We start from the raw sequence: 26,840 nt of genomic DNA, 5'->3' as shown, positions 1-26,840 counted from the left end.
GTCTCCTTTGTTACTTACAATCCCAGTTGGATGTTACGCGTTTCATATAAGCAATTCAAACCACTGGGGTCGTTCTCCACCTTGTACCTCACAAAGCGTTCAGCTTCATCCGAAGTCCGAATACGCAGAGGCTTTTCCTCCAGACGTGTCAATTCAAGCACGACTTTAGCCACGGATTCAGGAGATTGAGGGTCGGCGTTGACTGAACCAAAAGTAGAGATAAATGCATCGAATACCGGTTTAAATTCATCCTCAGCAATTCCGCCGTTTGCAGCAATTTGGGACATAACTGTATGACTAAAATTCGTATTGATAGCTCCAGGTTCAATAAGCGTAACGTCGATATTGAAATACGGCTTATAATACGTGGCCAAACTCTCAATTAAACCCTCAAGAGCAAATTTACTGGCGCAGTATATCTCATTCAGAGCTTGGCCAACTAAGCCGCTAATACTTGAGGTGACGACGATATGTCCACCACCTGCTTTGCGCATTAACGGGAATGCCTCCCGGATGGTACGAATGACGCCGTAGACATTGGTATCAAAGACTTTTTGTACATCTTTGATTTCCGTCTGGTTCAATGCTTTCACGTATCCGAAGCCCGCATTGCAAAAAAGTAAATCCAATCGACCATGATACTGATCAATGATTTGGATCGCACGTTCAATGGTATCTTGATTGGTAACGTCAATATCCACGAAGTTAAGGTTTCCGTGGATGTATTTTTGTTGATCTCTTTCAATATTCCTTGTTCCAGCATAGACAGTCCAGCCTTCTTCCGCGAATAATAATGCGGTTGCCAACCCGATTCCGGACGATGCACCGGTAATACAGATTACTCTGCTCATGAGATCACTCCATTTGTTTAGTTTTTATACTGTTTAATAACTAAACATTAATGCATGCCAACTGTATTGTCAACACACTGCAGATGAAACTTTACAGCGGTAGCTTACTCAAAAGTTTACTAAGGGTAGAGATTTCATCATTTGAGTACACGTCGAACATTTTTGCAATTTGCTCATGATATTCGTTGAGGACTGAATTCGCTAAAGCATGTCCTTGATCGGTCACCCGGATCTGCAAGCTTCTGCGGCTTGTAGGGTGAGGATGGCGAGAAACAAGTCCTTGCTTTTCCATTTTATCTAGTAACTGCGTAATAGCTCCCCGTGTTACGCCAACTTCTGAGGCAATATCAATCGCAATATATTCAGGATGTTTTAGAAGCAATTCAAGTGTAAACATCATTACGGGAGAAACGTCATATCGAAGAAGCACCCTATTCAATACTCCGGTGAGTGCATTTTTAATATCACGCATCTGATAGGATAATAATTGGTATGATTCCATATAAACACACCTCTACTGACAGATGTATACTTGGGAAGATTCCCAAAGCTGCTATTATTGTACCATTCCCTATTTTCGGATAAAAAAGCAGCTCGGTAAACAGACTATAGAATAGTTTTGCATTAAAGATCAAGTAAAACTAAAAAAGCTTGATCTCTCAAGCTTCCTTACGTACAGATATTTCCCCATATTTGTTTCCTTAACATTGATGGTCGGGGGCATGAAAAAAGTTTTCTCCTGGACATGCCGAGCAATAAATTAACAGCCAAACAAAAACCCGGGGGAGACATCCCCCGGGCTAACGCTAATTTAAAAATCCGTATCCATGGTCGCAAGGATCAGAGTGCAACTGTGACAGCATCCTTACCTTTATGAGTCTAAGATGCTCATACGCCTGACTTCCCTATTAGACTGAACGCTTAATAGCGACTGCCGTTCCGCTTTTGACCCACAGCCCAATGGATACCGCGCAGCACAGTAACGCGAAGACCGTCAAGCCGAAAAACCCGTTCAACTGCGCGTACACAATTCCAGCGATATAGGCCCCGGCTGTCGTTGCGGCGTAGTTGACCACGTTCGTTAGCGCTGCGCTTGTCCCACGGGCGGTGGAGGATAGAGTCTGGAACAGCGCCATCATGATCGGGAAAACGGTCCCGAAGACCAGATACAAGACGAAGAAGCACAGATGCACCAGCAGCGGCGACGCTGCGAGGTTGAGCATCAAGTACAGCATTGCCATCATGCCGATCCCCCCCAGCAGCACGTTTCGCCCGCCGAGTCTCGCCGCCGCATGGCCGCCGACAAAACTGCCGATCAAGTTGCCAAGGCCCATGAATATGAACACTTGACCGATCTCCGACACGTTCATGCCGAACTTGTCCGAGAGCCAGTTGCCGATAAACGTGAATACGGCGAAAGCGCCCGTCAACATCGCAAAAAAGGCCAGATAGGACCCTTTCGCCCCGTTCGCGCCGAGCAACTCTGCGTACCGATCCATTATGGAAGGCTGCCTGCCGGCAGCCGCCGGCTTAAATTGAGGGACGATCCATAAAATCAACGCGAACAGCGCTAAAGCGATTCCCCCGATAATAAAAAACGGCATCTTCCAGGAATATGTGGCCAAGTAGCTGCCAATCGGCACGCCGACCGTCTGCGAGACTGCGAAACCGGCCGATACGATGCCCATCGATTTCGTCACCTTCGAGGCGGGAACTAGAACCGGGATCGTCGCCCACACCTGCGGAGACATAAATGCCGCAAAAATGCCGGCCAGCGCCCGAAACGCAAACATCGACCAAAAGTTCCACGCCAAGCCGCACAGGAAGGTGGAAACCGCAAAACCGAGGATGCCGATCAGCATGATCTTTTTCCGGTTCAAACCGTCCGACAGCGGCCCCGCTATAAGAGCGAACAAGGCGTACCCCAGTGCATACGCCCCGATCATCCAGCCCGATGCTTCGACGCTGATATGAAACTGCTGCCGAAGCGTCGGGAGCAGCGGCGACACCAGAAACGTATCCGTACCGATCGCGAATGCAATCAGAAAATATAAGCTTAAGATGCTCTTCATACCGGTTACTCCTTTCTTCGTTCAAAATGACCGCAGCTTATTCTCTCACAGGGACTTTCGCCGCACGTCCGAGATATCGCCGCAAAATATAACTTCAAACGATGTGAAGGAAAATATTTTTATTATAAAATGGTTTGCTTCCCTTTACCGTAATCTTTATAATGAAGGGCATATGCCATAAGGATCGAGGTGCTGTCATGCTGTCCTTAGAAAAGCAAATCCTGTACATGCTCCTGCATCGGCGAGCAATTTCGACCTCCGAGTTTATTCGGATTTTCAAGGATCGCGGCAAATCCGAGCAGGTCATTCGCAATACGCTCTCTTCCATGAAGAAGAAAGGCTACATCGCGGCGGAAGACCGGAAATATAAATTGGCGGAAGCAGGCGCCAGGGTCATCGAGAGCCTACAGCTTAAATTTTCCGGAATGGATATGTCGTGGGACGGGCGCTGGCACTTCGTCATGTTCAGCATTCCTGAGCAGCATCGTTCCATGCGGAATTCGTTCCGCCGCGAGCTGATGCAAATCGGTTACGGACTCTTGTTCGATGGCGTCTTCATTTGCCCGTTCAATCGCGAGAACGCCGTGCTCGAGTTGGCCGCACAGTGCGGCATGGACGCATCATGGATCCGCACCGCAATCGGCGAGCTGCGGTACGGCCCGATCACGGCGATCGACGCGAAACGGATTTGGCCCGTCCAGGAGCTTAATGACAAATACGTCTCGTTTATCGCCTGGATCAACGACAAGATCAAAGAATCGTCGGCTTTTATGGAGAACAGCGCGGGGGCTATGCCGTGGGATGTCCTGCTGCTCATTTTGGAAGCCGGAGAGGCGTTCGGTGAAATTTTGCTAGAAGACCCATTCTTGCCGAAAGAGTTGCTGCCGGACGATTGGAAAATGCCGAAGGCTCGGGAATTGTATCACTATTATATCGGTCATAAGCTCGCTCCCCTGCTCCAAAGCGACAAAGAGCTGTATTCCCTGATCGTGTCAACGGACTGAATAGCGACAATGACGAATTAAGCTGTCAAACAAGCTTGCGGCTGAAGCTCACCGCGGCCATGACGAGACTTACGGCAAAAATGACGGCGGCGATTTCATGCAGACTACCCGTCGTCGCCTTGCCGCTGAAGACGGCGCCGATCAGGTTCGTTGCCAAAATGCTCCCCAAAGAACGGAAGGTTAGAAACAGCCCGGACGCCGCGCCTGTCTCCCCCGGTTTGGCAAGCGTGAACAGAGCCGTCTGCCAGCCAACATTGGCAAGGCCGTTCGGGATGCCAAGTATAGCGAGAACGGCCAGCAGCCATATTAAGCCGGTATCCGATGTTACGAGCAGCAGCAGCGCCGTACCAAGGACCAGAAACATGTACCCGACAACGATCGATCTTCTGTACGTGTAGCGGGAAATGATGGGGACCGCCACCTGCGTCGCTACGATTCCGGATACCAGCAGCGGCAGCAGAATTAGCCCCGAATCCTTCGCCGAATATCCACACAGCTGCTGCAGCCATAAAGGCAACCCATAGAGGATGCAGTAATACACAAAACTTGTCCCTACGTACTGCACATACACCATCAATAGTTTCAAATCTGACTTCAGAAGCCTCACATTGATAAACGGGTTCTCCCTGCGCAATTCGTAGCCGACGAGCACGACTAACAGAGACGCGGCAGCAATAAGCATCCACCAAAGCGGGCCGTTCTTCATGGACTGCAGAAAGTACATGAGCCCGAAAAGCGTGCTGCTAAAAAGCAGAATGCCCGGAATATCAAGCTGGCTCCGCCAGGACACCACGCTCCGGTCAGCGGCGGCCGAGGATTGTTCTCGGGGAATCCAAAGGCGGAATAAAGTCATAATCAGCATCACAATCGGCACGTTAATCCAGAAAATGGATCTCCAATCGATGAAATAGACGAGAAAACCGCCGATGACCGGACCGAGGGCCGCCGTAATGTTGTTCGTGAAGGAGATCATCCCTGTAGCCGAAACGGGAATTTTCCCGTTATTCGTCCCGGCTGCGGCCGCAGAAGCCTGAAGCATTGCCATCCCTGCCGGAAATAACGCCGTATTGCTGAACGACTGCAAAATGCGCAGGGCTACCAGCCACCCGAACGACGGCGCCCAAACGGAAAGCAGGCTGAACAAGGCAACGAAAACGAGCCCGGCGCTGAAAATGCGGCGAGGCCCGTACAGATCGGCAAGCTTGCCCATAACCGGCTGGCCGATGGCCGTCATCAGGAAATAACCTAAAATAAGCCAGGACGTTTGCGTGATCGAAATCTGATAATAGAAAGCGATTTTCAGAAGCGCAACCGTAATCATCGTCGAGTTAAGGGGATTCAGCAGTGCCGCCATGGCGACAATGACGGTCATTTTCCGGACGGTTGAAGCCATCTTTAGGCGATTGTTTGAATTGAAAGCCGCTAGTTGGACATTCATGTTTCCCACTCTTTCCATTTCATTTCGGGGCAAGGCTTCCGGACCAAAATGCCAGCAGCACGCACCCGAAGAGGCGCGCACCGCGGCAAGCTTCGTTTAAGGTCAGTTGTCGGTTTTAGCCTCGAAATATTCCACCATCAGTCCGTCGGGATTCCGAACCATCATGTTTTTGCCGAACGCGTTCGAGTGCGGGCCGTGCACAATTTCCGCCCCGTTCTCCTTCAGCCACGGCTCGAATTCGTCGAGGGAATCGACGTAAAAGATCGCCTCTATTTCGCGAACCGGGTCCAGTGCTTCCTTGTCGCCGGACAAAATAATAACGCCGCCGATTTTGGCGCCCTTAATGTCTCGTTCGGCAATATCGAAGCGCATCTCGCAGGCAGTGCCTTGAATTATCTCGTAGAAGGCGATCGTGCTGTCGAATTTCTCTTTGTCGGTATAAAGGCGAAGTATTCGGTCCGTCACGAGCATAACATTCATCCTCTCCAATAAATTACATATCGTGGCGTATAACGACGCATTCGAGATTGCTTGCCGCCGCGGCGGCTTCCATCGCTTCCGGCAAATCCTTGAGCGGGAATACTCTCGCGGCGATCGGGCTCATGTCAAGCTGACCGCTTCTCAGCAAATTCAGCAGTTTGAGATGGGCGTCGGCGTCATACATGAAGTGGCCGATGATCTCCAGGCTGTTGAACATCATTAGCATGTAGTTCACAGGCAAAGGCGAGGTCATGCTGCCCATCAGCACGAGCCGGCCGCGCTGCCGCAGGCTCCCGAGAGCCGCCAGCGTCGCGTTCGGATCTCCGGCCTGGCCGATCATATCGAAGGCCATGTCGGCACCGCCCCCCGCCGCTTCGCGCAAGGCCTCGCTGTCCTTCAGGACTTCGCCGCTCAGCGCCACGGCTGCAACCCGGCTGCCGGCAGCTTGCGCCAGCATCTCGAGCGACGTTTTGTTGCGACCGGCTGCGACCACTTTGCCCGCTCCCATGGCCAGCGCCACGAGTACTGCCGCCGTTCCGTAAGCCCCGGTCGCGCCGGTGATGACGACCGTTTCACCCGCCGCCAATCGGCCTCGCACGAGTCCGCCGTATGGTACGACGCAGCGGCTGAAGACGGCGAACTGCTCCGGAGCCATATGGTCCAATCCTTCCACAGGGGTGACCGCCATGACCGGGAACAGCGCATATTCGGCAAGGGTGCCGTCGGCCCAGTCGGCTTGCATTTGTTCGCCTATGCCGCCGAAATGGGTGACGCCTATCAAAATTTGCCCTTTTTCGGGCACATTCTCGCCCGAGACCAGATGTGAGGATAGAATGACACGCTGCCCAGGCTTCAAATGCCACACGTCGGGACCGACGGCCTCGATGACCCCGAAGCCGTTCCCTCCGGGAGTGAACCAGCCTTTCGGCGGCAAGTAGGTCGGGAGCTTGCCTTCGACATATTCTTTCAGATACGACATCAGCGACGAAGCTTCGATTCGGACCAGCACACTTCCCGGACGTACTTCCGGCTTCGGAACTTCCTTGAGTTCTAGTCCGCTGCCAAATCCTTTGATCTGCCATGCCATCATCGTGCTGCTCATAAGTGATTTCCTCCTTTAAAAAATGCTAACGCCGGCGTTAGGAAGAAATATAACATACTATAATGCGAAAGTAAATATTTATATTATATTCATGAAACACGTCGGAGTTATGACTAAGCGTGGTTTACCATCATTTTAAGTTCATCTGACCCAAGAACTTGTATCCTAAAAAAGAAAGAACCGCGCAGGGCGCGGTCCAAATCAATGTTTTATAGTTGAGTTGCTCAATTGGCAGGTAAGTCTAAACTCATTCGATATGAAAATATATTGGTGTTCAATAAAGTTTTAGACGCCCATGCCGCTAAAGCGGCACCATCAGATGATGAAAATGGTAGGCATGCGATATAATTTACTTACGGCTGGCGAAGGCAGGTCGGCAGTCAATGGTGCTTCGAGCCCGAGTTTTAGACTGACCCTAACGACCAGGTGCACCACAGATTGTTGCTCCGAATTTGGAAGCACGCAGGATAGAATAACCATATGTGGTTGTTGCACCAGCCCCTTCAATCTTGCTGCCGTAAGGAGAGTTTACGAATGGACGTCGTTTACAGTCATGTGTGCGGACTTGACGTTCATAAAAAGAACATCGTTGCCTGCACCATCACACCTGGAGGTAAAGAAATCCGTACGTTTGGCACCATGACCGACGATTTGATCTTGCTCGTGGATTGGCTCAAGACCAAGAAATGCACTCATGCTGCTATGGAAAGCACAGGACCATACTGGAAACCGATATACAATCTGTTGGAGCTTGAGGAGATTGAAGCACTTGTTGTGAACGCCCAGCACATCAAGAATGTTCCGGGCCGTAAAACCGACGTTAAAGATGCGGAATGGATTGCAGGACTGCTCCGTCACGGACTATTGAAAGGTAGTTTTATCCCTAACCGCGAGCAACGCGAGCTGAGAGAATTGATCCGGTATCGTCGTAGTCTCATTGAGGAACGCGCCCGAGAAGTCAGCCGCATTCAAAAAGTGCTGGAAGGTGCAAACATAAAGCTTTCCTCGGTTGCCAGCAGTGTGCTCGGGAAATCAGGACGCGCCATGATTGAAGCGATGATTGCTGGTGAAACCAATCCTGAGGCTTTATCTGATCTGGCAAAACGGAAGCTGAGAAGCAAAAAAGCGGACTTGAAGCGAGCTTTGAACGGCTTAATGGGACCTCATCAAAAACTGATGCTCGGAGCTCAGCTCCGTCACGTCGATTATTTGGACGAAGAGATTCGCAGGTTGGATGAGGAAATTAAAAAGCGCATGCTCCCTTTTGAGGAAGACCTGGAACTGCTCGACACAATCCCAGGTGTGGCACGAAGAACAGCGGAGACCATTCTAGCCGAAATTGGCTCCAATATGGATCAGTATCCTTCCGCGGCCCATTTATGTTCTTGGGCAGGGCTGTGTCCGGGTCAGAACGAAAGCGCTGGAAAACGATTGTCCGGAAAGACGCGAAAAGGAAACAAGAAGCTCCGAAGTACGCTTGTAGAAGCCGCAAAGGCTGCGGCTAGAACAAAAGAGACGTATTTATCCAGTCAGTATCACCGGATTGCCGCACGCCGAGGAGCCAATCGAGCGACGGTCGCAGTAGCACACAGTATATTGTCTATGGTTTACTATATCCTTAAGCGGAAACAATCCTACATCGAGCTCGGTCCAAACTACTACGAGGAACGAAAACGGGACGTGATCATCAAGCATTCCATAAAGAAACTGGAGTCATTAGGTGTATCAATTACTGTGAATACGGCAGCATCCTGATCGTTATTCAGACCATACGTTGCTAATGCCCCTGGGCATTTTTTGTTTGCCGGAGGGTCACTTTTTTGCTGCCTTTTTTAGGTGTACATTACGGAGCGATATTTTCAGGATAGACTGATCCGTCAACAGCAACAGCGGCGGACTAAGACGAGAACAAAGTCCTAGACTGCCGCTGCTACGTTCCTCGCGGATCGTGCGCGTTGCCCTGTCTCGAAAACGATCGACTAAGGCGGAACTTTACCTAGACCAGTCTCAGCGTCTTGTCGACGACTGCGGAGTGAATACCTACCGAGGTTTCTCTCATGAACTCTTCGCGCATCTTGGCAGCCTTCTTGTAGCTGTCGGCCTGTAAAGCCTTCATCATCTCTTCCTTAGAATCGAAGCTGATCTTGACGATCGCGTCGATTGGAAGCTCTGCTCCATCGGTCATAACGTCCGATAGGTAGTGCTGGATGTACTCCCTCGTCTCGGGAAGCCCGACATAGGTCGGCCCGTAGTCAAACTCCATGAAGCGCCGAAAATCTTCGGTTGTAATCTCCGGTTTCTTCCGGATCACGGTCATCATCGTGAACATCAGTCCTTCACCTTCCATTTTCTCAAGTCTTGTGCGAGTATGGCACAACTCAAGGAAAAGTATCCTTCAAGTTGTACTTATACGATACAACTTGAAGTTAGGTTTAAGTCAAGGCATTAAAAACTTAAATTTTTGAGTTTATCAAGATTTTTTTCAGTTAAAACTAATCCATCATAAACGGCAATTTTTTGATTTAATTGTTCCACATACTTTTTCATCTGCATCATTTGTTGTTCAACATTTTTTTTATGTGCCTGTAAAATCCCTCTTCTTTGCCCTATTGTTTCATTTCCTTGAACGATTAGATGGGTATATTGTTTAATTTCTTCAATCATCATTCCGGTATCTTTCAAACAAATCACTAATTCCAGCAATAATAAATCTTCATCTGAATATTGCCTTCTTCCGCTCGTATTGCGATTTATGTTTGGGATAATTCCTTCCTTTTCGTAGAATCTTAGCGTAGATGCAGGTAACCCGCTCATTTGTGAAATTTGACTCACGGAATACATAACAATCCCCAACCTTCAATTAAAGTTAAAGCTAACTTCAGGTTGAACGTTTTTCGTCAAAAGGTCAAGCAAAAAAGTCTTAAATCAGCTTAAATAATAAAGCCGCCGTCCATAACTAATGTTGTGCCGGTTGTGAAGCTTGCTTCTTCTGAGAGAAGGAAGACAATTCCTTTTGCAATTTCTTCCGATTCAGCGATTCTTTTCATTGGAATCATTTGCGAAAATTTTTCAATCATTGTATCGCCAAGTCCTTCAGTAATTTCCGATTTGGTTGGGCCAGGTGCGATGGAATTAATTCGGATATTCTGACTCGCCATTTCTTTGGCAGCTACTTTAGTTAAAGCCTCAACAGCGAATTTCGATGCACTATAAGCATTAGAAAGATTGGTAGGTCTAATTCCAGCAATGGAGGAAACATTCACAATGGCTCCGCCTCCTGTTTTCAGCATTTGTTGTACTTCGTATTTCATGCAGGCAAATAAGCCTATAACATTCGTTTGAAACGCATCTTGGAGATCCTTTGTATCGGTATCAACCAAAGGAGCAGGTGTTTTACTTATTCCTGCGCTATTTACAGCTAAATCCAACCTTCCATATTGATCAACGATCCACTGAATGCCATCGCGAATACTTTCTTCACTCGCAACATCCATCTTCAGGAAAACTGCTTCTCCACCCAGAGCGCGTATTTCTTCAACAACCTGTTGTCCCTTCTCTTCACGGCGGGCAGCGATGACAACCTTAGCTCCCTTAGATGCTAATATCACTGCAGTCGATTTACCTATACCACTTGTTGCACCTGTCACTAAGGCTACCTTGTTTTTCATTTTCAAAACCTCCAGATAGTTGTATTTTCGATTTAAGTGTCCCTAATCTGATGACAAAGGTTTATTCGCGCCACTCCTTCATCAACACAGATTGTATGATGAATTAAAACGAATGTTCATTCTATTCCTATCAAATTCCAGTCATATGTTCATCGTATCTCATCTACCTGGAATTAAATTGAACGTTCGTTCTAACGATAATAAAGAAAAGGCTTGTTCGAGCGAGCCTATCGTTCCATCACTGCATTATCCACTAGACGTACGGCATTCCAGCAGGAACGGATTGCTTCGTGCACGCTGTCGTCGGTTAATTCGAAGATACCGTGCAGATGGGCTTTCAATATGTAAACAAAAGTCCCGTAATGCATCTGCACCATCATTTTCGGATTCAGAGGGATAAACAACTTCTGCTGAATTGCTTCTTCATATAACTTGTTCATAGGCTCGCACCAACCGCCTGTATAGACAGCCTGCTTCACCTCGTCGTAAATGTAAGGCGAGAACGAATACTGCTCAATAAATTGAAAGCCCTGCGGATATTTTTTACCCAAGTCGATAACCCGGTTCCAACCCAACTCGAACTTTTCACGCATCGTTCTGCCTTGCAATAATCCTTCACGCACATACTCTCCGTTAAACGTGACAATTGCTTTGTACAACTCGTTTACAATATCTTCTTTACTTTTAAAATAGTGATAAATGCTTCCCGTCGATACTCCTGATTCCTTTGCGATTAGCGCCATCGAGGTGGCCTGTAATTCCTTCCGAATAATGATGTTAAGTGTCGTTTCCAAGACGGCTCGCTGTACCTTGTTGTATTTCTCAAACATTCGGCTCCTCCTTTCTTATCATTAATTTGAACGTTCATTCTAATCTAGAATACAACCAATTCGTTATGCAGTCAACACAGCAGATTGACTCGTATTCGTTTTTAGTTCTGGCATGTAAATTTAACCGATCGGCTTTCTCCCGTCAACTCTCTGCAAAGAAACCCCTGTAAACGCAGGCTTTCTGCATCGTACAGGGGTTGTTATGCATTCCTGTTAGCCGGGCGGCTTTCAGTTCACAATCGCTTTCGGTTTCGTTCCGTCCACTTTGTCAGCTGCCGTTACCGGCTCGCCTTCCGAAATGCCGAAACGTTCATATAAACGGCGCATCGCGGGCGGTGCCCACCAATTCGCCCTGCCGGCAAGCTTCATGAAGGCGGGCACGAGCACGGAGCGGATCAACGTCGCATCAACGAGTACCGCAAGCGTCATCCCGACACCGAGCATTTTCAGGAATACGACTTCTCCCGTCGAGTAGGCGGCGAACGTAAAGGCCAGAATGGCAGCGGCGATCGTGACGAGCGAACCGCTCTTCTGGATCCCGCTCGCAACCGACTCCGTCAAATCGCCGGTGCGGTCGTACTCCTCCTTGATGCGCGACAGGATGAACACCTCATAATCCATCGACAGACCGTAGGCAATGCAGAACATCAGAATCGGAATGCTCGGTTCGATTGATCCCGCCGGCGTAAACTGCAGCAATCCGGATAAATTTCCGTCCTGGAACACCCAGACAAGCGCACCGAACATGATGGTAAGACTTAGAAAATTGAGCAAAGTCGCTTTTATCGGAAGCAAAATGCTGCCGCTCATGAGAAAGAGGATCACAAATGTAATCACCAGCACAAGCGCCAGCGCAACCGGAATTCGCTCAAGCAGCTTTTCGCGAAAATCGGTCAAGTCCGCCGGATATCCGCCGACCATGACATCAAAAGGCGCGTCAGATGCCCTTATTTCGCCTACCAGCTTGGGAGCATCGGCATTAAGGCTTGCGGCGTATGGAATGACCGTCAGATATGTTCCGCCTTCAGAGGCGGCAAAGCGGTCATGCATCTCATTGGGCGGCGTAATCAAATTTCCTTGGGAGAAGGAACCGGCAAGGGAGTCGACTTGAATGATACCCGGAATGAGCGACAGCTGCCCGGAATAAGCGGCGATATCATCGATTTGGGATGCAGCGTCTTCGACAGACGAAGCAACGACCTGAATCGCATCCGTTTCCTCTGCCGGGAAGCCGGCGAGCTTCTGGTCTTCCACAAGGCGGCTTGACGTGTCGGCGGGCAGCACGCGGTGATCGGGAAGCCCAAACTGCAGACCGAGGACCGGAGAGCCGAGCAGCATCAGCACGATGATGGCGGCGCCGCCGTACAGCGCGGGACGGCGCATGATCGTCTTCGCGCTTCTGTACCACCAGCCGGTTCGAACATCGGAAGAGGTGCGGGGTGCCGAGCCGGCCTTAGTTCGCCGCGCGAGCCGGCTGCCGAGTACGGCAAAGAATGCCGGCAGAATCAGGACGGAACCGACAATGCCGCTCAGAACGACCAGCACGCCTGTGTAGGCGAACGACTGCAAAAACGGAAACGGGAACACGAACAATACCGCACAGGAAGCCGCAACGGTGACGCCGCTGAAAATAACGGTCCGCCCGGCAGTTTCCACCGTGCGTACGGCCGAATCATGGGCGTTTTTACCCGAAGCCAGCTCCTCCCTGAACCGGGCGATCATGAACAGCGTGTAATCGATGCCGAGACCAAGTCCCATCACAAGCGTCAAATTGAGCGCGAAGGTGGACACCTCCGTAAAAGCGACGATCGCGCCGAGCCCGGCGAGCGCGCCGACCATGGAAAACAGCCCTACGCCGATCGTGAGCGCCGTCGCCCGGAACCTGCGATAAACAAGCAGCAGCAGGATGAATACGCCGGGCAAAATGATCATTTCCGCACGTACGAAATCTTGACGCGCGAGCTCTGCGGCCTGCCTGAATATTTCATCCTGACCGCCGACTTCCACTCTGAGCATATCGTTCTCTCTTGCCAGCCGCGGGGACAATTCGGCAAGCGCAGTTCTGGCTTCCGTTACGGTTCCCTTCAAATGCGCCAGTACAAGCGCCTGTGTCCCGTCTTCGCTGCGAAGCGTCTGCGTGCCTCCGTGCGACCAATACGAGTACGCTTCTTGAACGGCTTTCTCGGAAGCCAGCTCCTCGGTCAGCGCGAGTCCTGCTTCCCGCATGTCTGGACTATCGATCGAACCGTTCTTCGCGGTCACAAGCAGCGCCAGATTCGGGCTGCCGGAGCCGAACTTCTGCTCCAGGCTTTGTCCTGCCAGGTACGATTCGGAGCCGGGCACTTCCCATCTGCTTAGCGAAAGCTTCCCGACCGTCCCGGCGCCGATGACGGCCGAGGCAAGGAAGAGGGCGACGCCCAAAATGATCACGAGCCACCTTGCTCTTACCACAAAGCTGCCGACTGACCGCAGCAGCGTCTTCCTTGCCGGCGGATCCGTTTGTGCGTTCACCTTAGCTTGCATCCTCGCTTGCTTGGCCGGTCCCGTTGTCTTCCCCATACTTTTCCTCCTCATATTATTGTTTGATTGTTCAAACAAATATATTGTTTGGTTGTTCAAACAATAGTAATCAAAAAAATTTGGCGAAGCTTTCTCTCTAATCCGCGAATCTCCAATCTCCGATCTCCGATCTCTACTGCCGGACCGTCTTCAAATAAGCGCCGATCATTACGGCAAGCGTATCGTAAGCCCCGTCGTAATCGAAGTCCTCGTCGCATAGCTTCTGCAGGCCAAGACCGTCGAAGACGGACAGCAAGATCGGCGCCAGCTTGCGCGCGTGCTCCTCCGGAAGCTTGCCGACCGACTCGATCAGCTCCGAAAGGTGTGCGCGCTTACTCGCAAGCGTATCTTTGATGCTGCCGGAGACGGCCGGATTCCGCAGTCCCAATGCGAACAATTCGTAACGGAGCTTGATCCAGGACGGATTGTCCTCGGCTCTTGATTTCGGCACGCTTAAAGCCGATTTGATCGTATCGACGGTCATCGGCTGTTCACCATGACTGCGGAGGAACGACAAAGATTCGCAGTATCTTTGCGATTCACGACGGAAAACTTCCGCGAACAACAAATCTTTGCTGGAAAAATAGTAGCTGATCAACCCTTGCGCCACGCCTGCGACGCGGGCAATCTCTTTCGTGGAGGCTTCATCGTACCCCTTCTCCGCCAGCACCTGGTAGGCGGCGTTGATGATCCTCTCCTGTTTATCTTGTTTGTCCTGCTTATCGTGTTCCGTAACTCCAACCTCCTGAATCAAACTTTTCTTTGCTCACATTTCCCTGCTCACTGTAACTTTTTATTTTGTTTGGTTGGTTGTTCAAACAAATCTTAGCATGAATGAAGCCATCTTTGCAAGAGAGTTCAAGCGAGCTGCTGCCCCTTGCACGTTCACTTGTTCGGGCGGGGGGTAAATACCGTCATCGTCATATAAGGATCTTCGGAAACGATAAAGCTGTTGAAATCGAAGCTCAAATGACCGAGCACGGGGTGTATCATCCGCTTATACCCTTCCGAGATTCCATTCACGTTATGCTCCGGCCACCATGCGGCAAATTCTTCGCTTGTCGCGGTCAAACGCTCTACCAGCTCGCGGTACCAGGGATCGTCGGAATAGATGCCGTAATATCCCCTGAACTGAGCAAGCAGTGACTGTGCGATCGCTGGCCATCCGACAAACATCTCGCGGTATTCTTTCCTCGTGAACATACGCCAGACCAGATTAAGCTCCATTTCATCCTCCGCCGGCTGAAATCCGAAGACTTCCGCAGCCATCCGGTTCCACGCGACGACATTCCATCGTCTGCCGACGATATAGGCGGGAAAATGGTCCATTCCATCGAGAATGAGCTGAAGCGCCGGAGATACTTGCTGTTCTGCCGCGGAAACCGGACGGGCATCTTCCGGCAGCCAATGGCCGGCCAGCTGATACAAATAAGTGCGCTCGTCTTTGTCCAGCTTCAATGTGCGCGCCAAGCTTTCCAATACCTGTTCCGATACGCGAATCGGACGGCCCTGTTCCATATAGGTATACCAGGCCAGCGAAACGCCCGACAGCGCTGCGACTTCCTCCCGCCTCAGACCGGGAATCCGGCGATGGGACGAATCCGCCCGCAGTCCCGCATCCTGCGGAGACAGCCGGAGCCGCCTCGTCTTGAGAAAGTCTCCCATCTCTTTATGTTTGGCCGAAGAAGCCATCTTCCTTCACTCTCCTTTCCTAATCTGGTATTTATTATCCCACAATTGATCCTCCTGCTACCAGTTCCTCTACGATAATTGCCGTACTCCCCGCTGAAAGGATATTACCGTTAAGATGGTTCCAGAACGGAAATAGCGAGAAAAGGAGCTTGGATATGAGACGCGATGAAGATGATTTGCCCTGCTGCCAGTCAACAGTGATGGAGACTCTGCCGATAGAGGAGAGTGGTTATAATGGCACAGAATGAGAAAGGAGGCGCGGTATTCATTACCGGGGCTTCCGGCGGCATCGGGTTCGAAGCCGTCCGGCGTTTAGCCGGCATGGATTACCGGGTTTTTGCGGGCTTCCGCGATCCCTCGTACAGCAAAAAGCTTGCAAGTATCGGCAAAAATGTCGTGCCGGTCCAGATTGATATTACCGATCCAGTTTCCGTGCAGTCCGCCGCCAAGACGGTAACCGAGGCGCTTGGCCCGAGAGGGCTGAGCGGTCTGGTCAATAATGCCGGGACGATTGTCCAAGGACCGCTTGAGCTGCTGTCCATTGAGGAAATCAAACAGCAATTCGACATTAACGTCTTCGGGCAAATTGCCGTCACGCAAGCATTTCTGCCGCTGCTGCGCAAGCAAAGCGGCCGGATCGTCAATATCGGCGCGGTAACCGGCAAAACGGCAATGCCTTTCATCGGAGCGCTGTCCGCCTCGAAGCACGCCCTGGAAGCCGTCACGGATGCGCTGCGCGTCGAGCTTCAGCCCTGGAACATCCAAGTGTCGATCATCGAGCCAGCCGCAATCGGCACCAATATTTTCAACAAAGCGGCCGTCACCGCCAAGCTGTCTCTGGACCGGGTACAAGCCGACAAACGAAAGCTGTACGATCAGGCGATCTCCACCGTCAACGCCTCGTTTGCCAAGCAGCCCGTCTCGAAGACGGATGTGGTGGTGGACGCGATCGTGCACGCCCTTACTGCGAATCGGCCGCGCACGAGATATGCGGTCGGAAGAGGCGCGCGCCTGGTCGTCCTGCTAAGCCGCTTCCCCGACCGGATCGTCGACCGCCTGCTCAGCAGCTCGCTCGGGCTGACGAAGGCGAGCCGTCCGCAATCGGGGTCACCCGTGCATAGCCAAGCTACCGGCAAGCATTAACCAGCCGGACGCAGTTTTAGAGCCTTAATCCGGTAGTCTGCCCGGATTAAGGCTCTGATCGTAATTTTGAATTCCAGGTTATAAGGCTTGAATGTTAATCGCCTTTGCCGTATCTTCGTTCAAGCCAGAATACAACGAGCGAGAGGCCAAGCGTCAGAATCAAGTACAGCACGGAAATGGCAAGATACGGTTCCCAAACGCGGGATGTCGCTCCGAATGCCGTACGGGCGGCATAAGCTAATTCCGCAAGACCGATGGCCGAGACTAACGAGGAATCTTTCAATAACGCAATCGTTTCATTCCCGAGCGCCGGCAGCATTCTGCGGAATGCTTGAGGAACGATAATAAAGCGCATCGTTTTGCTATAAGATAAGCCCAAAGAGCGGGCCGCTTCCGTTTGCCCTTTGTCGATCGATTGAATGCCGGCCCGGAAAATTTCCGCAATATACGCGCCGGAGTTCAACGTTAGTGCGACGGTACCTGAAAGAAACGTTCCGGAAAGGATGCTGTCGGGATCGGCGAGCTTGATTTGTCTCGCCAATTCTCCTGCAATTAATAGTCCATTCTCCGGATGAATCAATAGAGGCATGAGTCCGAAATGGACGATCAATATTTGCACAAATAACGGCGTCCCCCGAAAAACGGTAATATAAATAAGAGCGGGAACCCTGAATACGACCAACACCACATACTTGAATATATCGTGACTGGACCTCGTCAAGCGCACAATAGCCGTAAAGAGTCCGAGTATCGTCCCGAGCAGGACCGAAATGACGGTTACTTGCAGAGTCATCAGCGCGCCTTGTAAAAACATGGGCAAATAATCCTGGACAATGTCCCATCTAAATCCCATAGGTTAACCTGCTTTCATCCGGTAAAATATGCATGCAAACGGCCCGATTGATATGTCCCTGGATGGCTGCAGATAAATCACTCACCGAAATATTTTTGATAGATGGTATCATACGTTCCGTCTTCTTTAATTGCCTTCAAACCCGCATTGATTTTGTCCAGTAATTCCTTATTTCCCTTTTTCGTCACCAAACCATAAGATTCTTTGGCAAATGAAGCATCGTCGACCGTCTTAAACCCTTTATCCGAGTTGTTTTTCACATAGTTGTTGACGACGCCGTTATCCGCGACCACCGCATCGACGCCTCCATTTTCCAGCTCTTTCAAAGCTAGAGGGGTCGTTTCCAACCGTTTAATATTGCCGCTGTCTGCGCCGAGCAGCTTCGTCACGACTTCATCTCCCGTCGTACCGGTCTGAACGCCGACGACTTTATCTTTCAAATCGTCGAATTTCTGGACGGAAGACGTTTTGGGAACCGCAATCGATTGTTTCGCATCAAAATACGGATCCGAAAAATCATATTCCTTTAAACGCTCTTCCGTAATGGTAACGGCCGAAATTATGATATCGCGGTCGCCGCTGTTGAGTGTGGCAAAAATCCCTTCCCAAGGCGTGTTGATAAGTTTTATTTTGAAGCCGCCTTTATCTGCGATCGCTTGGACAATTTCCATGTCAAATCCGACAAACTGATTGTCTGCTGTCATCGATTCAAACGGGGCATAGCTGGCATCCGTACCGACAAGATATTCTTTTTGCGAATCGCCGCCGCTTGCGCCTGTCGATTCCGATTCCGCATTTTGTTTGCTGCCGCATGCTGCAAGAGAGAGAGTTAGTACCATTGCGAGGACGTACATCAAGATTTTCGTTTTTTTCATCGTAGACGCTCCTTAACAAATATTATTAAAGAATCCTCTTATGTAACCTCTGTATCAATGACTATAAGCTGCCGACCTTTCTCTCGAACCTCCGTTTCCGCGTTTATTTTAAATACAACTTATCGATGACATATTAAGTCAGGTAATATTACACTATTTATGTTGTAATTGTATGTTGGATGCATTATTTTGTAAACAGGTTTCTTGTTTTGTTAAACCAAGTCGAATTCTTACGCTTTTACGTAGTCTGGAGAGCATGAAAAAAGATGACTCCCTATTAATCCAGAAGTCATCTATCCAACATCCAACCGTTCAATGGAGAAATCGGCGGCTTGTCAGCCGATTAAAGGGGCCTTTTCACCAAGATGCCCTTCCACCTGGCCTCCTTCTTTCCTCCAGTATTCGATTCCCCCGAGCATTTCTTTTACTTGAAAGCCAAGTGCTGATAGACGTGCGGCTCCTTTCGTACCGGAGTTGCATGCAGGCCCCCAGCAATAAACGACAATGAGCTGCTCTTTCGAAAAGGAAGCGGTCGTGTCCATGTTGATTTGACGATAAGGCAAGCTGGCGGCGCCTGCAATATGGCATTCCGCATAATCCTTTTCAGACCGCACATCAATGAGCAGAAAATCATCGACGCCGCGCTCCATGTCGAGTTTCACGTCCGCAACATCCGTTTCAACAGCAAGCTTGTTCATGTAATGCCGGTGCGTATGCTCCGCCGATGCGGCTGGCGTTTCCAGTACGAGCGAGAAATAGCTTTGTTGTTCCATGTCAGATCCCTCCGGAAGGAATGATGTAACAGCTATCAGCTGTCCTGAGAAAACTGTAACACAGCTTCCTTCATCGAAGTTATCTATAGAATTCGATCGCATACTTCAATTATTTTGATGAATTGAGCCGCAGATGAGTTCCTTGAAATCAACAAAAGCCTTCGAGAGCCACTTCTTTTTCGAATACACGAGTTGGGTGTAAAATTTGCACTCCGGATGAACGAACGGAACGGCAGCCAATTGCCCCTTGCTAATTTCCTCGGCAACGACAATGCGAGGCAGCAAAGCAATTCCCAAGCCATAGATGACGCATTGTTTGATCGCTTCCATATTTCCGAACTCGTAAGATAAATGATAGTTCACGCCGCCTGCTTTCAGCGCTTTCAGCAGCATGGCCCGGTAGGTGCAGCCTTCTTCCGTTGCAATTAACGATTCGTCCTCAAGATCTTCCACCTGCACCCGGCTCAGATGACGAATTCGGTGATCGGGGTTAGCCACAATGACAAGCGGCTCTTCTCTCAGGACGATGCAGTGAAGCTCGGGGTCTTCCGTCGTTTGATCAAGAATGAAGCCGATATCGAGAGATCCGTCCTTGACCGATTCGAGAATCGCCGGTTCGTTTGCCGGCTGGAAGATCACGTTCATCTCCGGGTAGTCTCTGCGAAAAGATTGCAGGAAGGGCGGAAGAAAGAACGCAGCCAACGTTTCGATCGTTCCGATCGTAAGCGATCCCTTGGATTGCTTCGATACGACTTCCTTTGATTCCGTATGCAGCCTGATGATTTCGTTCGCATACCGCTCGAGCGCCTCTCCGGCCAGGGTCAGTTTCATTTTTCTGCCAAACCGCTCGAAAAGAACCGCACCGTAGGACTCTTCTAATTTCTGAATCTGCGTTGTAACGCTGGATTGAGCGTAGCCCAATTGTTCCGCCGCACGCGTAAAGCTTCCCCACTTGATGACTTCCCGAAACGTTTGCAAATAAGTCAGCTCCAACCTAAGCCCTCCCTTCCTTTTTTGCTTCTCAAGTCTCCATCAATTGCTTGACGTCATCCAGGTTGCCGGTCTTGCCCAGCGCCCACATCAGCTTGGCGACAATCGCTTCCGTAGTCATATCATGGGAAGAAATTATCCGTTTCTTGGAGAGCTTCCGTCCTACCTCGTACCGCTGCAAATCGATCCCTTCCTCCAAACATTGCGTGGTGATGACCACGGCAACGCCGGCCTCGATCAGCTCATCGATCTTTGGAAGCAGATTTCGTTTTTCACACGGTATGCCGCCGTTTCCAAAGCCTTCGATGATGACCCCCCGGCAGGACTGTTTGAGATAATCAAAGATGTCCGGCGCGATTCCCGGAAAAAGCTTCAGTACAAACACATCCGTGCTTAAAGCGGTATCCAATGTCAGCGGACCGCTCTCCGTTGCCGGTACATGTTCGAAATAATGAACGTCCAATCCTTCCAAACGGGCGACATAGGGAGCGTTAATGCTCCTGAAGGCGTCACAGCTCGTCGATTTTACTTTTACCGCCCGGGTTCCGCGAATGACCTTCCCGTCAAACACGACATAAACCCCGCCAATAGTTTCACAAGCAAACCGGACCGCATCGGTCAAGTTTCTCGTCGCATCGGTTTCTGTAAAACCTATCGGGATCATCGAACCGGTAATAACAACCGGCTTGGCGAGATTTTGCAGCATAAAAGAAAGCGCCGCCGAGGTATAGGCTAACGTATCCGTTCCATGGGTAACGACAAAACCATCGTACCGGTCGTAATGGTTATAAACGGTCCGGGCAATCTCCACCCATGATTCCGGCTGCATATTCGTACTGTCCACATTCATCAAGTTCACGCTATGAACCTGGACACTCTCCTTTTGATCCGGCAAATGGCCGAGCAGATCCTCATCGGTTGCTCCGGGAGCAAGCCCTTCTTCTCCCGGCAATGAAGCAATGGTGCCCCCGGTAGCGATCAAAAGTATGTTTTTCATATGAATCACCTTTCCGATGTGCTGAAATTATACGGTTCCTTTTATTAAGAATAGCATAATGTTGGCTATGTATGACCTACCAGATTGAAACGAGGTCGCTGCAGACAAGCGCAGAATCAAGTATCGCAAAAAAAGCTAAGGTCCAACCACGACAAGGTTTGCCGCAATTGGACCGTCAAGTTTCAACTCATATTACCATCAAAAACGAGCTGTTCACCTATACAAGCTGTTCAGCGCCAAAATCGATACGGTGCGTGATTCGTCACCGCCCGAATCTTAGCTTGTGGCTAACCGGGGAAAAAGGCCGCTTGCATTTTCGTAGAATATCCCTTTTTTATCCTGCTCCGACAACTCTTTCATATCGCCCAAATCTTCTTGATAAACAGCTCCCAGCATTTCAGGCGCAAAAATATAGTCCGAACCGTATAACACATGCCCCGCATCGGCAAATTTCAATAAGGAACCGAAAGCATAAGAGGATGCGTTCAAGGCCGTATCGTAATAAAATCCGGCGAGCAGCCCGCGGATATGCTCCCTTTCGCGCTTCAAGCCTTCAATGCTGACTTCCTTGCTTTTGAAACAGGAGCCAAGAGCGAGACGTTCCGCCAAAAAAGGGACTGTGCCACCCATATGGGATAAAATAAAGTGTATATCCGGATACCGGTCGAGCGCTCCCGACAGCGCCAGGTTGGTTACGGCACGCGTAGTATCAAACACAAACTCGAGCAGCCAGCCCGGGAAATCAATGCGGATGTCTTTCGACGTCGGCGAAACCTCGGGATGAATGAAGACGACCGCTTTGCGGCGGTTCAATTCCGCCAGCAGATCCTCGAACATGGAATCTCCCAAATAGGTTCCCCCATAGTTGGTCAGCAGCGCCACACCGTCCATATGCAGCGTATCCAGCGCAAATTCCAGTTCCCGCAGCGCTTGCTCGGTTCCCGGCAGGGGAAGAGTGGCAAAAGCGCCGAACCGGCCGGGATAATCGCGGATCATGCCGGCGGCATAATCGTTGCACATCCGCGCGAGCTCGTCCGCGAAGGCTTGATCTCCGAAATAAACGCCCGGTGCGGACAAGGAAACAAATGCCGTTCCGATTTGATTCGCGTCCATCATTTGCAGCGATTTGTCCGGGGACCAGTCCAGCCTTGCCAGCGGAACCCCTCCGCCTTCCGTGATGCCCCTGCTTTCAAGCGCGCGTACATATTCTTCCGGAATAAAGTGATGATGCATATCGATCAGATCGTGCTCTTCTTTAAAAGTTGACATTCGGTTCGCCCCAAACGTTTAATAGTGGATGAAAACTGGAAGATTCCCGAATCGACGATTAAACCTTAAACTCCTGCCCAGACGTCCTTGGCGTATCTGCCCTCGTCGCGGATTTGGTCCAGCCATAACTGCGCATCCCGTTCGCTTCCGCCATGAACGCTGCCGTACGCGGACCGAAGCGCCGCCTCGACGTCCGGCGCCATCCGGCTTCCGTCGCCGCAAATATACAAGCGGCCGCCCTGATCCAGAAGGCGGATCAAATGACCGGCATCCTGCCGGATGAGATGCTGGACATAGCGCTTTTCTTTTCCTTCAACGCGCGAGAACGCCGTATGAAGGGTGACCAGACCTTCCCGCTCGAAGCTTGCGAGCTCTTCCTGGTACAAATAATCGTGGTGCGGATTGCGGCATCCGAAGTACAGATGCGCCTCCCCCACTTCCCGTCCTTCCTGAACGAGCGCGCGGCGGGCCTGCAGAAAACCGCGGAAAGGGGCAATCCCAGTGCCCGGCCCCACCATAATAATAGGCGTCATCGGATCGTCCGGAAGCTGGAATCCCGACTCCGGCCGGCGGACAAAGAGGGCAACCGAATCGCCGGTCAGGCGTCCGGCCAGGTAATTCGAAGCGACGCCGCGATATTCGCCGCGCCCGCTCCTGGCCGGGCCGCTTACGACGCCGACGGTAATGCTTGCGCGGTCCGGCTGCACACGGGAAGAGCTTGAAATGGAATAATAACGGGCTTTTAATGGCGGGAGCAGCTCCAGAAACCGTTCGAACGGCATTTCGCAGGCCGGATATTGCTCAAGCAAATCCAGCATCGTAAGCCGTTTCTCGAGCACGTTAGTTTTATAGGCGTCTTCTTGCAGAAGCGCCTCCAGCTCCCGCTTATGCGGCGGACAGACCGTATAGGACGCAAGCTCCCGCAGCTGCGCCCGGGTTGCCGCCTCCTGCAGCTCCACGCTGCGGCTGAGCAGCACGCGTACATTGACCGGGCGGTCCAAAGGAAGATGTGCGGCGCTGCTGGTGCTTGCGCTCAAGATGAAATAGTCGCTGCCGTTCAGTTCGTAGCGGCGCAGGACGCGCTCCACAAGGTCCGGATGATTGTGCGGGAAGACGCCCAGGTGATCTCCTTCCTGATAGGCGGCTCCTTCAGGCAGCGCGAACTCAAGGTGGCGCGTGCTGCGGCCGCTTTCCGCCGATTGAAGCTCCCTGTTGTCCAGGACCGATGCAAAAAAGGCGTCATAGCTTTCTGCAAGCGGAGTATCGACAGGCCCGCTCACTAACCGTACGGTGAGCGTACTGGGTTCCTGCTTCGCATTTTCGTTAACCGTTAAATCAAAAGCGCCCATCATATCCGGCCACATACGATTCCGCCAATCGTCAAGCTGCTTCTCGAAATCGTCGCTTGCATCGCCTTCGCCGATCCCGGTAAGGCGCGACGCTCCTTTGGCGTCAAGCTGCCGGTCGATCAAGCGCGGTACCTGCTGGTAGCTGACGGCCCAGTTGCGGTCTCCGCAACCAAAAACGGCGTATCGAACCCCTTTGACCGCATCCGGCTCCGCCTGCTCGAGCCACTGGACGAAGCCGCGCGCGTTATCCGCCGGTTTGCCGTTATAGGAAGCGGCGACAATAAGCACCGCGCCCTCTGTGGGGAGCTTCCCGATGCGCTCATCAAGCGGCGCAACTTCGGTCCTGAAGCCTTGGTAACGGGCGGCATCGGCCAGCTCCCGCGCGATCCCTTCCGCCGTGCCGAGATTGGAACCGTAGAGCACCAGCAGCGGGGTATTGTGAGACTGAACGGCAGAGGAGGCCGCCACCGGCTGGGTCATCTTCTTGTCCGGAGCCTCCTCTTTGAGAGCGACGGCCGCAATCGGCTGGCCTGCGCGAGGACGGACACGCATCGTTAACCCTTGGGGTTTGAGCGTCAACGTTTCCTTCACTTTGAGCTGGTAGTTCGTGTGGTCGATAATTTCGAACTGTCTGAGAATCATGCCAAGCACCATCGTCGCTTCATGAAGCGAAAACTGCATCCCGATACATGCTCTCATGCCGTTGCCGAACGGTTTATAGGCATGCTGGGGGATCAGGCTTGGATTCTCGAACCGTTCCGGCCGGAAAGCTTCGGCGTCGTCTCCCCAAACGGCAGTATCGCGGTGCAGTTTGGGCAGCAGCACATTGACGCCTTCTCCCTTTTTCATCGAATAGACACCGCCCAGCATCGTATCTTCTTTCGCATAAAGCGAGAAGATCGGGGCCGTCGGCCACAGGCGCAAAGATTCGTCGAGGATCATGCGAATGTACTTTAATGAGCGAACCTGGTTATAAGTCGGGACCGGTTCGGTAAGAACGCGATCGACTTCTTCGTAAGCTTTTCTCAGTTTGTCGGGGTTTTTGAGCAGGAAGTAGAGAGAGAAGGAGAGGAGACCGCTGGTCGTTTCATGTCCGGCAATGAGGAAGGTAATGATCTGGTACCTGATATTTTCTTCGCTTAACGTCTCCCCCGTCTCGGGATCTTTGCTGCGGAGCATCCGCGAGAGCAAATCCTGGGCGTCCTGGCTGCCGCTTTCTTTGCGCTCGGCAATAATTTTGTCCACAAGCGAAAACATCGACTGAATGTCAAGCTTGAACTGGCGTTTCGTCATGACCATCAGCTTGTCCTGCAGGCTGAGCCGCTGGCTTTGCTCCATCCCTTCTGTAAGGGCGCGGACCATGTTGACGATAAAAGGATGCGGATTATCGCGGTAATAGCTGTTGAACCGGTAGCCGAAACCGCACAATCCGATCGTGTCGAGCGTAAGACGCGTCATATCCTCCGGCACATCGATGCTTTCATCCGGGTTCAGGCGCGACCACTTTTGAATCAGCTGCAGGGCGATATCCGCCATCATCGCGTGATACCCCTGCATCGCTCTCTGGCTGAAGCTGGGCAGCAAAATATTGTGCGCCTTTTTCCAGTTCGGCTCATCGGTCCAGCTCGTGAAAAGGCCGTCTCCTCCAATGGGGCGGAGCTTCTGCAGGGGAACCGGCAAGTACTTGTCGAAGCGGGATTCGTCGCAGGCATCCTTAACCAGCTCATGTCCCCAGATCCAGAGGTCGCTTCTGCCGGGCAATTCCAACCGGAAGATGGGGCCGAGCTCATCCGCGATTTTTGCGATGGATTGCATGGGGGTCTCTTTGTCCAAAAGCGGCAAATTGCCCAGCGGACCGAACATTTTCGGCAGCGGTACAGTAATGGTTTCAGACATGGATTAAGCCTCCTTCTCATTAATAAGCGGAAAACGGTTTTCGCCATCTTAATGGCGATCAAACCTATTGCATCACCTTCAGAGAATCCGAATGCACACCAAACCTGCCTTTATTTGAACCGTTGAATGTCAGCTGCGCTTCATTTCATTCAGGGTCACCTCCTTTAATAGCTCGATTTCGTTTCCTTTGCCGGAACTTTTCCGGTCATAACGATTGTTTAAATGTACGATCCTTAGCAGGACGGAAAAGAACTTTTCCAGCTCGTCCACTTCCACAATCTTGAGCACTTCTCCGACAAAGCCTTGAATGTCCTCATTAAATTTGTTGAAAATTGCCGTTCCGTTCTCAGTCAGGCTGATCTGTACTTTTCTCTTGTCCGTTTTGTGATTTGCTTTTTGTACAAGTCCCAGCTGTTCCAGACGTTTGACTTTCTCCGAAACGACACCTTTGTCAATTTTGAGCAGCTGTGTCAATTCCGAATTTTGCAGCGGCCCCTCTTCGGCCAGTATTTTGATAATTTTATGCTGTTCAAGCGACAAGCCTTTTGTGATGCGGCCGGGAATGAATTCGCGGAACGATTGGGACAAGTAAATCAGGTCGTCCTGAAATCGTTCGATTACGTTTTGAATGTTGTCTGTCATTTCTTTTTTCTCCCCCCGGTATTTTTGTTGTACCCCACAACGTTGTTCCCCACAACTAATTTACCAAAAAAAACGCGCCTTTGCAAGCAACATTTTCCAATTCCTGATTTGCGATCAAAACGATTGATATTGAGAAAACTGCCGACAATGAAAAAAAGAACCCCAGCTTGTTAAGGCTGGGGCCAAGGCCCCTCTGGTGACTCTCAACACCAGAGGAGAAAAAAAGGTTATAAAGTGAACTCGATGTTCCCAATCATCTCATTCACAATTCCATAGTCTAACTTATACTGCAGTGATAGTCATTACAAAGAATCTGGGTATGTATCCAAGCCGCCCCATTAATCCCATAAATCCTTC

24 protein-coding genes are annotated in these 26,840 nt (G+C 50.9%); 3 read left to right on the top strand and 21 right to left on the bottom strand.

All coding sequences use genetic code 11. From position 1 onward, the window contains the following. Positions 1 to 14: 14 nt before the first annotated feature. The 3 genes from VN24_RS14515 to VN24_RS14505 all read right to left on the bottom strand — a co-directional run bounded on the left by VN24_RS14515 (position 15) and on the right by VN24_RS14505 (position 2,923). On the bottom strand, positions 15 to 851 hold the full coding sequence (locus tag VN24_RS14515) for an SDR family oxidoreductase (RefSeq protein WP_045670983.1): 837 nt from the start codon (positions 849 to 851) through the stop codon (positions 15 to 17). A gap of 91 nt (positions 852 to 942) precedes the next feature. Then, entirely contained in the window at positions 943 to 1,353 is a 411-nt protein-coding gene (locus tag VN24_RS14510) for a MarR family winged helix-turn-helix transcriptional regulator (RefSeq protein ID WP_045670982.1), read from the bottom strand. Positions 1,354 to 1,759: 406 nt separating this feature from the next. Next, positions 1,760 to 2,923: an MFS transporter gene (locus VN24_RS14505; protein ID WP_045670981.1), complete on the bottom strand. Its 1,164-nt coding sequence runs from the start codon at positions 2,921 to 2,923 to the stop codon at positions 1,760 to 1,762. Between the two features lie 197 nt (positions 2,924 to 3,120). On the opposite strand from VN24_RS14505, the gene VN24_RS14500 reads away from it, so the two are divergent. Continuing rightward, entirely contained in the window at positions 3,121 to 3,927 is an 807-nt protein-coding gene (locus tag VN24_RS14500; protein ID WP_045670980.1) for a PaaX family transcriptional regulator C-terminal domain-containing protein, read from the top strand. 25 nt (positions 3,928 to 3,952) lie between these two features. On the opposite strand, the gene VN24_RS14495 is transcribed toward VN24_RS14500, so the two are convergent. From VN24_RS14495 to VN24_RS14485, 3 genes are all read right to left on the bottom strand, one after another. Beyond that, entirely contained in the window at positions 3,953 to 5,365 is a 1,413-nt protein-coding gene (locus VN24_RS14495; protein WP_045670979.1) for an MFS transporter, read from the bottom strand. A gap of 102 nt (positions 5,366 to 5,467) precedes the next feature. Continuing rightward, positions 5,468 to 5,830 carry a VOC family protein gene (locus VN24_RS14490; protein ID WP_148505245.1) on the bottom strand — a complete coding sequence of 121 codons (363 nt, stop codon included), beginning with the start codon at positions 5,828 to 5,830 and terminating at the stop codon, positions 5,468 to 5,470. A gap of 28 nt (positions 5,831 to 5,858) precedes the next feature. Then, positions 5,859 to 6,947 carry a zinc-dependent alcohol dehydrogenase gene (locus tag VN24_RS14485; RefSeq protein WP_202967395.1) on the bottom strand — a complete coding sequence of 363 codons (1,089 nt, stop codon included), beginning with the start codon at positions 6,945 to 6,947 and terminating at the stop codon, positions 5,859 to 5,861. Positions 6,948 to 7,481: 534 nt separating this feature from the next. Between VN24_RS14485 and VN24_RS14480 the strand changes: the two genes are divergently transcribed. Further along, a complete protein-coding gene (locus tag VN24_RS14480; RefSeq protein WP_045670977.1) occupies positions 7,482 to 8,702 on the top strand; it encodes an IS110 family RNA-guided transposase in 1,221 nt (406 codons plus the stop codon). A 241-nt stretch (positions 8,703 to 8,943) separates the two neighbouring features. Here the strand turns inward: VN24_RS14480 and VN24_RS14475 are convergent, their stop codons facing one another. From VN24_RS14475 to VN24_RS14445, 7 genes are all read right to left on the bottom strand, one after another. Continuing rightward, complete coding sequence (locus VN24_RS14475; RefSeq protein WP_045670976.1) at positions 8,944 to 9,276, bottom strand: EthD domain-containing protein; 333 nt, start codon at positions 9,274 to 9,276, stop codon at positions 8,944 to 8,946. Positions 9,277 to 9,392: 116 nt separating this feature from the next. After that, complete coding sequence (locus VN24_RS14470) at positions 9,393 to 9,788, bottom strand: MerR family transcriptional regulator (protein ID WP_045670975.1); 396 nt, start codon at positions 9,786 to 9,788, stop codon at positions 9,393 to 9,395. An 89-nt stretch (positions 9,789 to 9,877) separates the two neighbouring features. Then, positions 9,878 to 10,615, bottom strand: a complete 738-nt coding sequence (locus tag VN24_RS14465) for an SDR family NAD(P)-dependent oxidoreductase (protein ID WP_045670974.1) — start codon at positions 10,613 to 10,615, stop codon at positions 9,878 to 9,880. Between the two features lie 227 nt (positions 10,616 to 10,842). Continuing rightward, positions 10,843 to 11,445 (bottom strand): TetR/AcrR family transcriptional regulator, encoded by a 603-nt coding sequence (locus VN24_RS14460; protein ID WP_045670973.1) that lies wholly within the window; start codon positions 11,443 to 11,445, stop codon positions 10,843 to 10,845. Between the two features lie 228 nt (positions 11,446 to 11,673). Further along, positions 11,674 to 14,004 (bottom strand): MMPL family transporter, encoded by a 2,331-nt coding sequence (locus tag VN24_RS14455; protein ID WP_238590692.1) that lies wholly within the window; start codon positions 14,002 to 14,004, stop codon positions 11,674 to 11,676. A gap of 133 nt (positions 14,005 to 14,137) precedes the next feature. Next, on the bottom strand, positions 14,138 to 14,758 hold the full coding sequence (locus VN24_RS14450; RefSeq protein ID WP_052702966.1) for a TetR/AcrR family transcriptional regulator: 621 nt from the start codon (positions 14,756 to 14,758) through the stop codon (positions 14,138 to 14,140). 131 nt (positions 14,759 to 14,889) lie between these two features. Continuing rightward, entirely contained in the window at positions 14,890 to 15,696 is an 807-nt protein-coding gene (locus tag VN24_RS14445; RefSeq protein WP_045670972.1) for a helix-turn-helix transcriptional regulator, read from the bottom strand. A 234-nt stretch (positions 15,697 to 15,930) separates the two neighbouring features. Here VN24_RS14445 and VN24_RS14440 point away from each other — a divergent pair, with 234 nt between their 5' ends. Continuing rightward, the gene (locus VN24_RS14440) at positions 15,931 to 16,839 is read left to right on the top strand and encodes an SDR family oxidoreductase (RefSeq protein WP_045670971.1); all 909 of its coding nucleotides are present in this window, start codon (positions 15,931 to 15,933) and stop codon (positions 16,837 to 16,839) included. Between the two features lie 94 nt (positions 16,840 to 16,933). Here the strand turns inward: VN24_RS14440 and VN24_RS14435 are convergent, their stop codons facing one another. The 8 genes from VN24_RS14435 to VN24_RS26370 form a co-directional block, all read right to left on the bottom strand. Further along, a complete protein-coding gene (locus VN24_RS14435; protein ID WP_045670970.1) occupies positions 16,934 to 17,692 on the bottom strand; it encodes an amino acid ABC transporter permease in 759 nt (252 codons plus the stop codon). A gap of 77 nt (positions 17,693 to 17,769) precedes the next feature. Further along, positions 17,770 to 18,567 (bottom strand): basic amino acid ABC transporter substrate-binding protein, encoded by a 798-nt coding sequence (locus tag VN24_RS14430; RefSeq protein WP_045670969.1) that lies wholly within the window; start codon positions 18,565 to 18,567, stop codon positions 17,770 to 17,772. Between the two features lie 335 nt (positions 18,568 to 18,902). Beyond that, the gene (locus tag VN24_RS14425) at positions 18,903 to 19,340 is read right to left on the bottom strand and encodes a rhodanese-like domain-containing protein (RefSeq protein WP_045670968.1); all 438 of its coding nucleotides are present in this window, start codon (positions 19,338 to 19,340) and stop codon (positions 18,903 to 18,905) included. A gap of 105 nt (positions 19,341 to 19,445) precedes the next feature. Further along, positions 19,446 to 20,333: a LysR family transcriptional regulator gene (locus VN24_RS14420; protein WP_045670967.1), complete on the bottom strand. Its 888-nt coding sequence runs from the start codon at positions 20,331 to 20,333 to the stop codon at positions 19,446 to 19,448. Between the two features lie 28 nt (positions 20,334 to 20,361). Continuing rightward, a complete protein-coding gene (locus VN24_RS14415) occupies positions 20,362 to 21,327 on the bottom strand; it encodes an asparaginase (RefSeq protein ID WP_045670966.1) in 966 nt (321 codons plus the stop codon). 276 nt (positions 21,328 to 21,603) lie between these two features. Next, positions 21,604 to 22,596, bottom strand: a complete 993-nt coding sequence (locus VN24_RS14410) for an amidohydrolase family protein (protein WP_045670965.1) — start codon at positions 22,594 to 22,596, stop codon at positions 21,604 to 21,606. A 65-nt stretch (positions 22,597 to 22,661) separates the two neighbouring features. Continuing rightward, positions 22,662 to 25,841 (bottom strand): bifunctional cytochrome P450/NADPH--P450 reductase, encoded by a 3,180-nt coding sequence (locus VN24_RS14405; protein ID WP_045670964.1) that lies wholly within the window; start codon positions 25,839 to 25,841, stop codon positions 22,662 to 22,664. Positions 25,842 to 25,970: 129 nt separating this feature from the next. After that, positions 25,971 to 26,483, bottom strand: coding sequence for a MarR family winged helix-turn-helix transcriptional regulator (locus tag VN24_RS26370; protein WP_052702965.1), 513 nt, complete (start codon positions 26,481 to 26,483; stop codon positions 25,971 to 25,973). Positions 26,484 to 26,840: the final 357 nt, after the last annotated feature.

Origin of the sequence: Paenibacillus beijingensis (assembly GCF_000961095.1) — a bacterium.
GTDB lineage: Bacteria > Bacillota > Bacilli > Paenibacillales > Paenibacillaceae > Paenibacillus_O > Paenibacillus_O beijingensis.
This window is presented reverse-complemented; position numbering and strand designations above follow the sequence as displayed.

Coding starts and splice junctions, on each gene's coding strand:
- VN24_RS14515 (WP_045670983.1), bottom strand. CDS start 851: ATGAGCAGAGTAATCTGTATTACCGGTGCATCGTCCGGAATCGGGTTG.
- VN24_RS14510 (WP_045670982.1), bottom strand. CDS start 1,353: ATGGAATCATACCAATTATTATCCTATCAGATGCGTGATATTAAAAAT.
- VN24_RS14505 (WP_045670981.1), bottom strand. CDS start 2,923: ATGAAGAGCATCTTAAGCTTATATTTTCTGATTGCATTCGCGATCGGT.
- VN24_RS14500 (WP_045670980.1), top strand. CDS start 3,121: ATGCTGTCCTTAGAAAAGCAAATCCTGTACATGCTCCTGCATCGGCGA.
- VN24_RS14495 (WP_045670979.1), bottom strand. CDS start 5,365: ATGAATGTCCAACTAGCGGCTTTCAATTCAAACAATCGCCTAAAGATG.
- VN24_RS14485 (WP_202967395.1), bottom strand. CDS start 6,947: ATGAGCAGCACGATGATGGCATGGCAGATCAAAGGATTTGGCAGCGGA.
- VN24_RS14480 (WP_045670977.1), top strand. CDS start 7,482: ATGGACGTCGTTTACAGTCATGTGTGCGGACTTGACGTTCATAAAAAG.
- VN24_RS14475 (WP_045670976.1), bottom strand. CDS start 9,276: ATGTTCACGATGATGACCGTGATCCGGAAGAAACCGGAGATTACAACC.
- VN24_RS14470 (WP_045670975.1), bottom strand. CDS start 9,788: ATGTATTCCGTGAGTCAAATTTCACAAATGAGCGGGTTACCTGCATCT.
- VN24_RS14465 (WP_045670974.1), bottom strand. CDS start 10,615: ATGAAAAACAAGGTAGCCTTAGTGACAGGTGCAACAAGTGGTATAGGT.
- VN24_RS14460 (WP_045670973.1), bottom strand. CDS start 11,445: ATGTTTGAGAAATACAACAAGGTACAGCGAGCCGTCTTGGAAACGACA.
- VN24_RS14455 (WP_238590692.1), bottom strand. CDS start 14,004: ATGGGGAAGACAACGGGACCGGCCAAGCAAGCGAGGATGCAAGCTAAG.
- VN24_RS14445 (WP_045670972.1), bottom strand. CDS start 15,696: ATGGCTTCTTCGGCCAAACATAAAGAGATGGGAGACTTTCTCAAGACG.
- VN24_RS14440 (WP_045670971.1), top strand. CDS start 15,931: ATGGCACAGAATGAGAAAGGAGGCGCGGTATTCATTACCGGGGCTTCC.
- VN24_RS14435 (WP_045670970.1), bottom strand. CDS start 17,692: ATGGGATTTAGATGGGACATTGTCCAGGATTATTTGCCCATGTTTTTA.
- VN24_RS14430 (WP_045670969.1), bottom strand. CDS start 18,567: ATGAAAAAAACGAAAATCTTGATGTACGTCCTCGCAATGGTACTAACT.
- VN24_RS14425 (WP_045670968.1), bottom strand. CDS start 19,340: ATGGAACAACAAAGCTATTTCTCGCTCGTACTGGAAACGCCAGCCGCA.
- VN24_RS14415 (WP_045670966.1), bottom strand. CDS start 21,327: ATGAAAAACATACTTTTGATCGCTACCGGGGGCACCATTGCTTCATTG.
- VN24_RS14410 (WP_045670965.1), bottom strand. CDS start 22,596: ATGTCAACTTTTAAAGAAGAGCACGATCTGATCGATATGCATCATCAC.
- VN24_RS14405 (WP_045670964.1), bottom strand. CDS start 25,841: ATGTCTGAAACCATTACTGTACCGCTGCCGAAAATGTTCGGTCCGCTG.
- VN24_RS26370 (WP_052702965.1), bottom strand. CDS start 26,483: ATGACAGACAACATTCAAAACGTAATCGAACGATTTCAGGACGACCTG.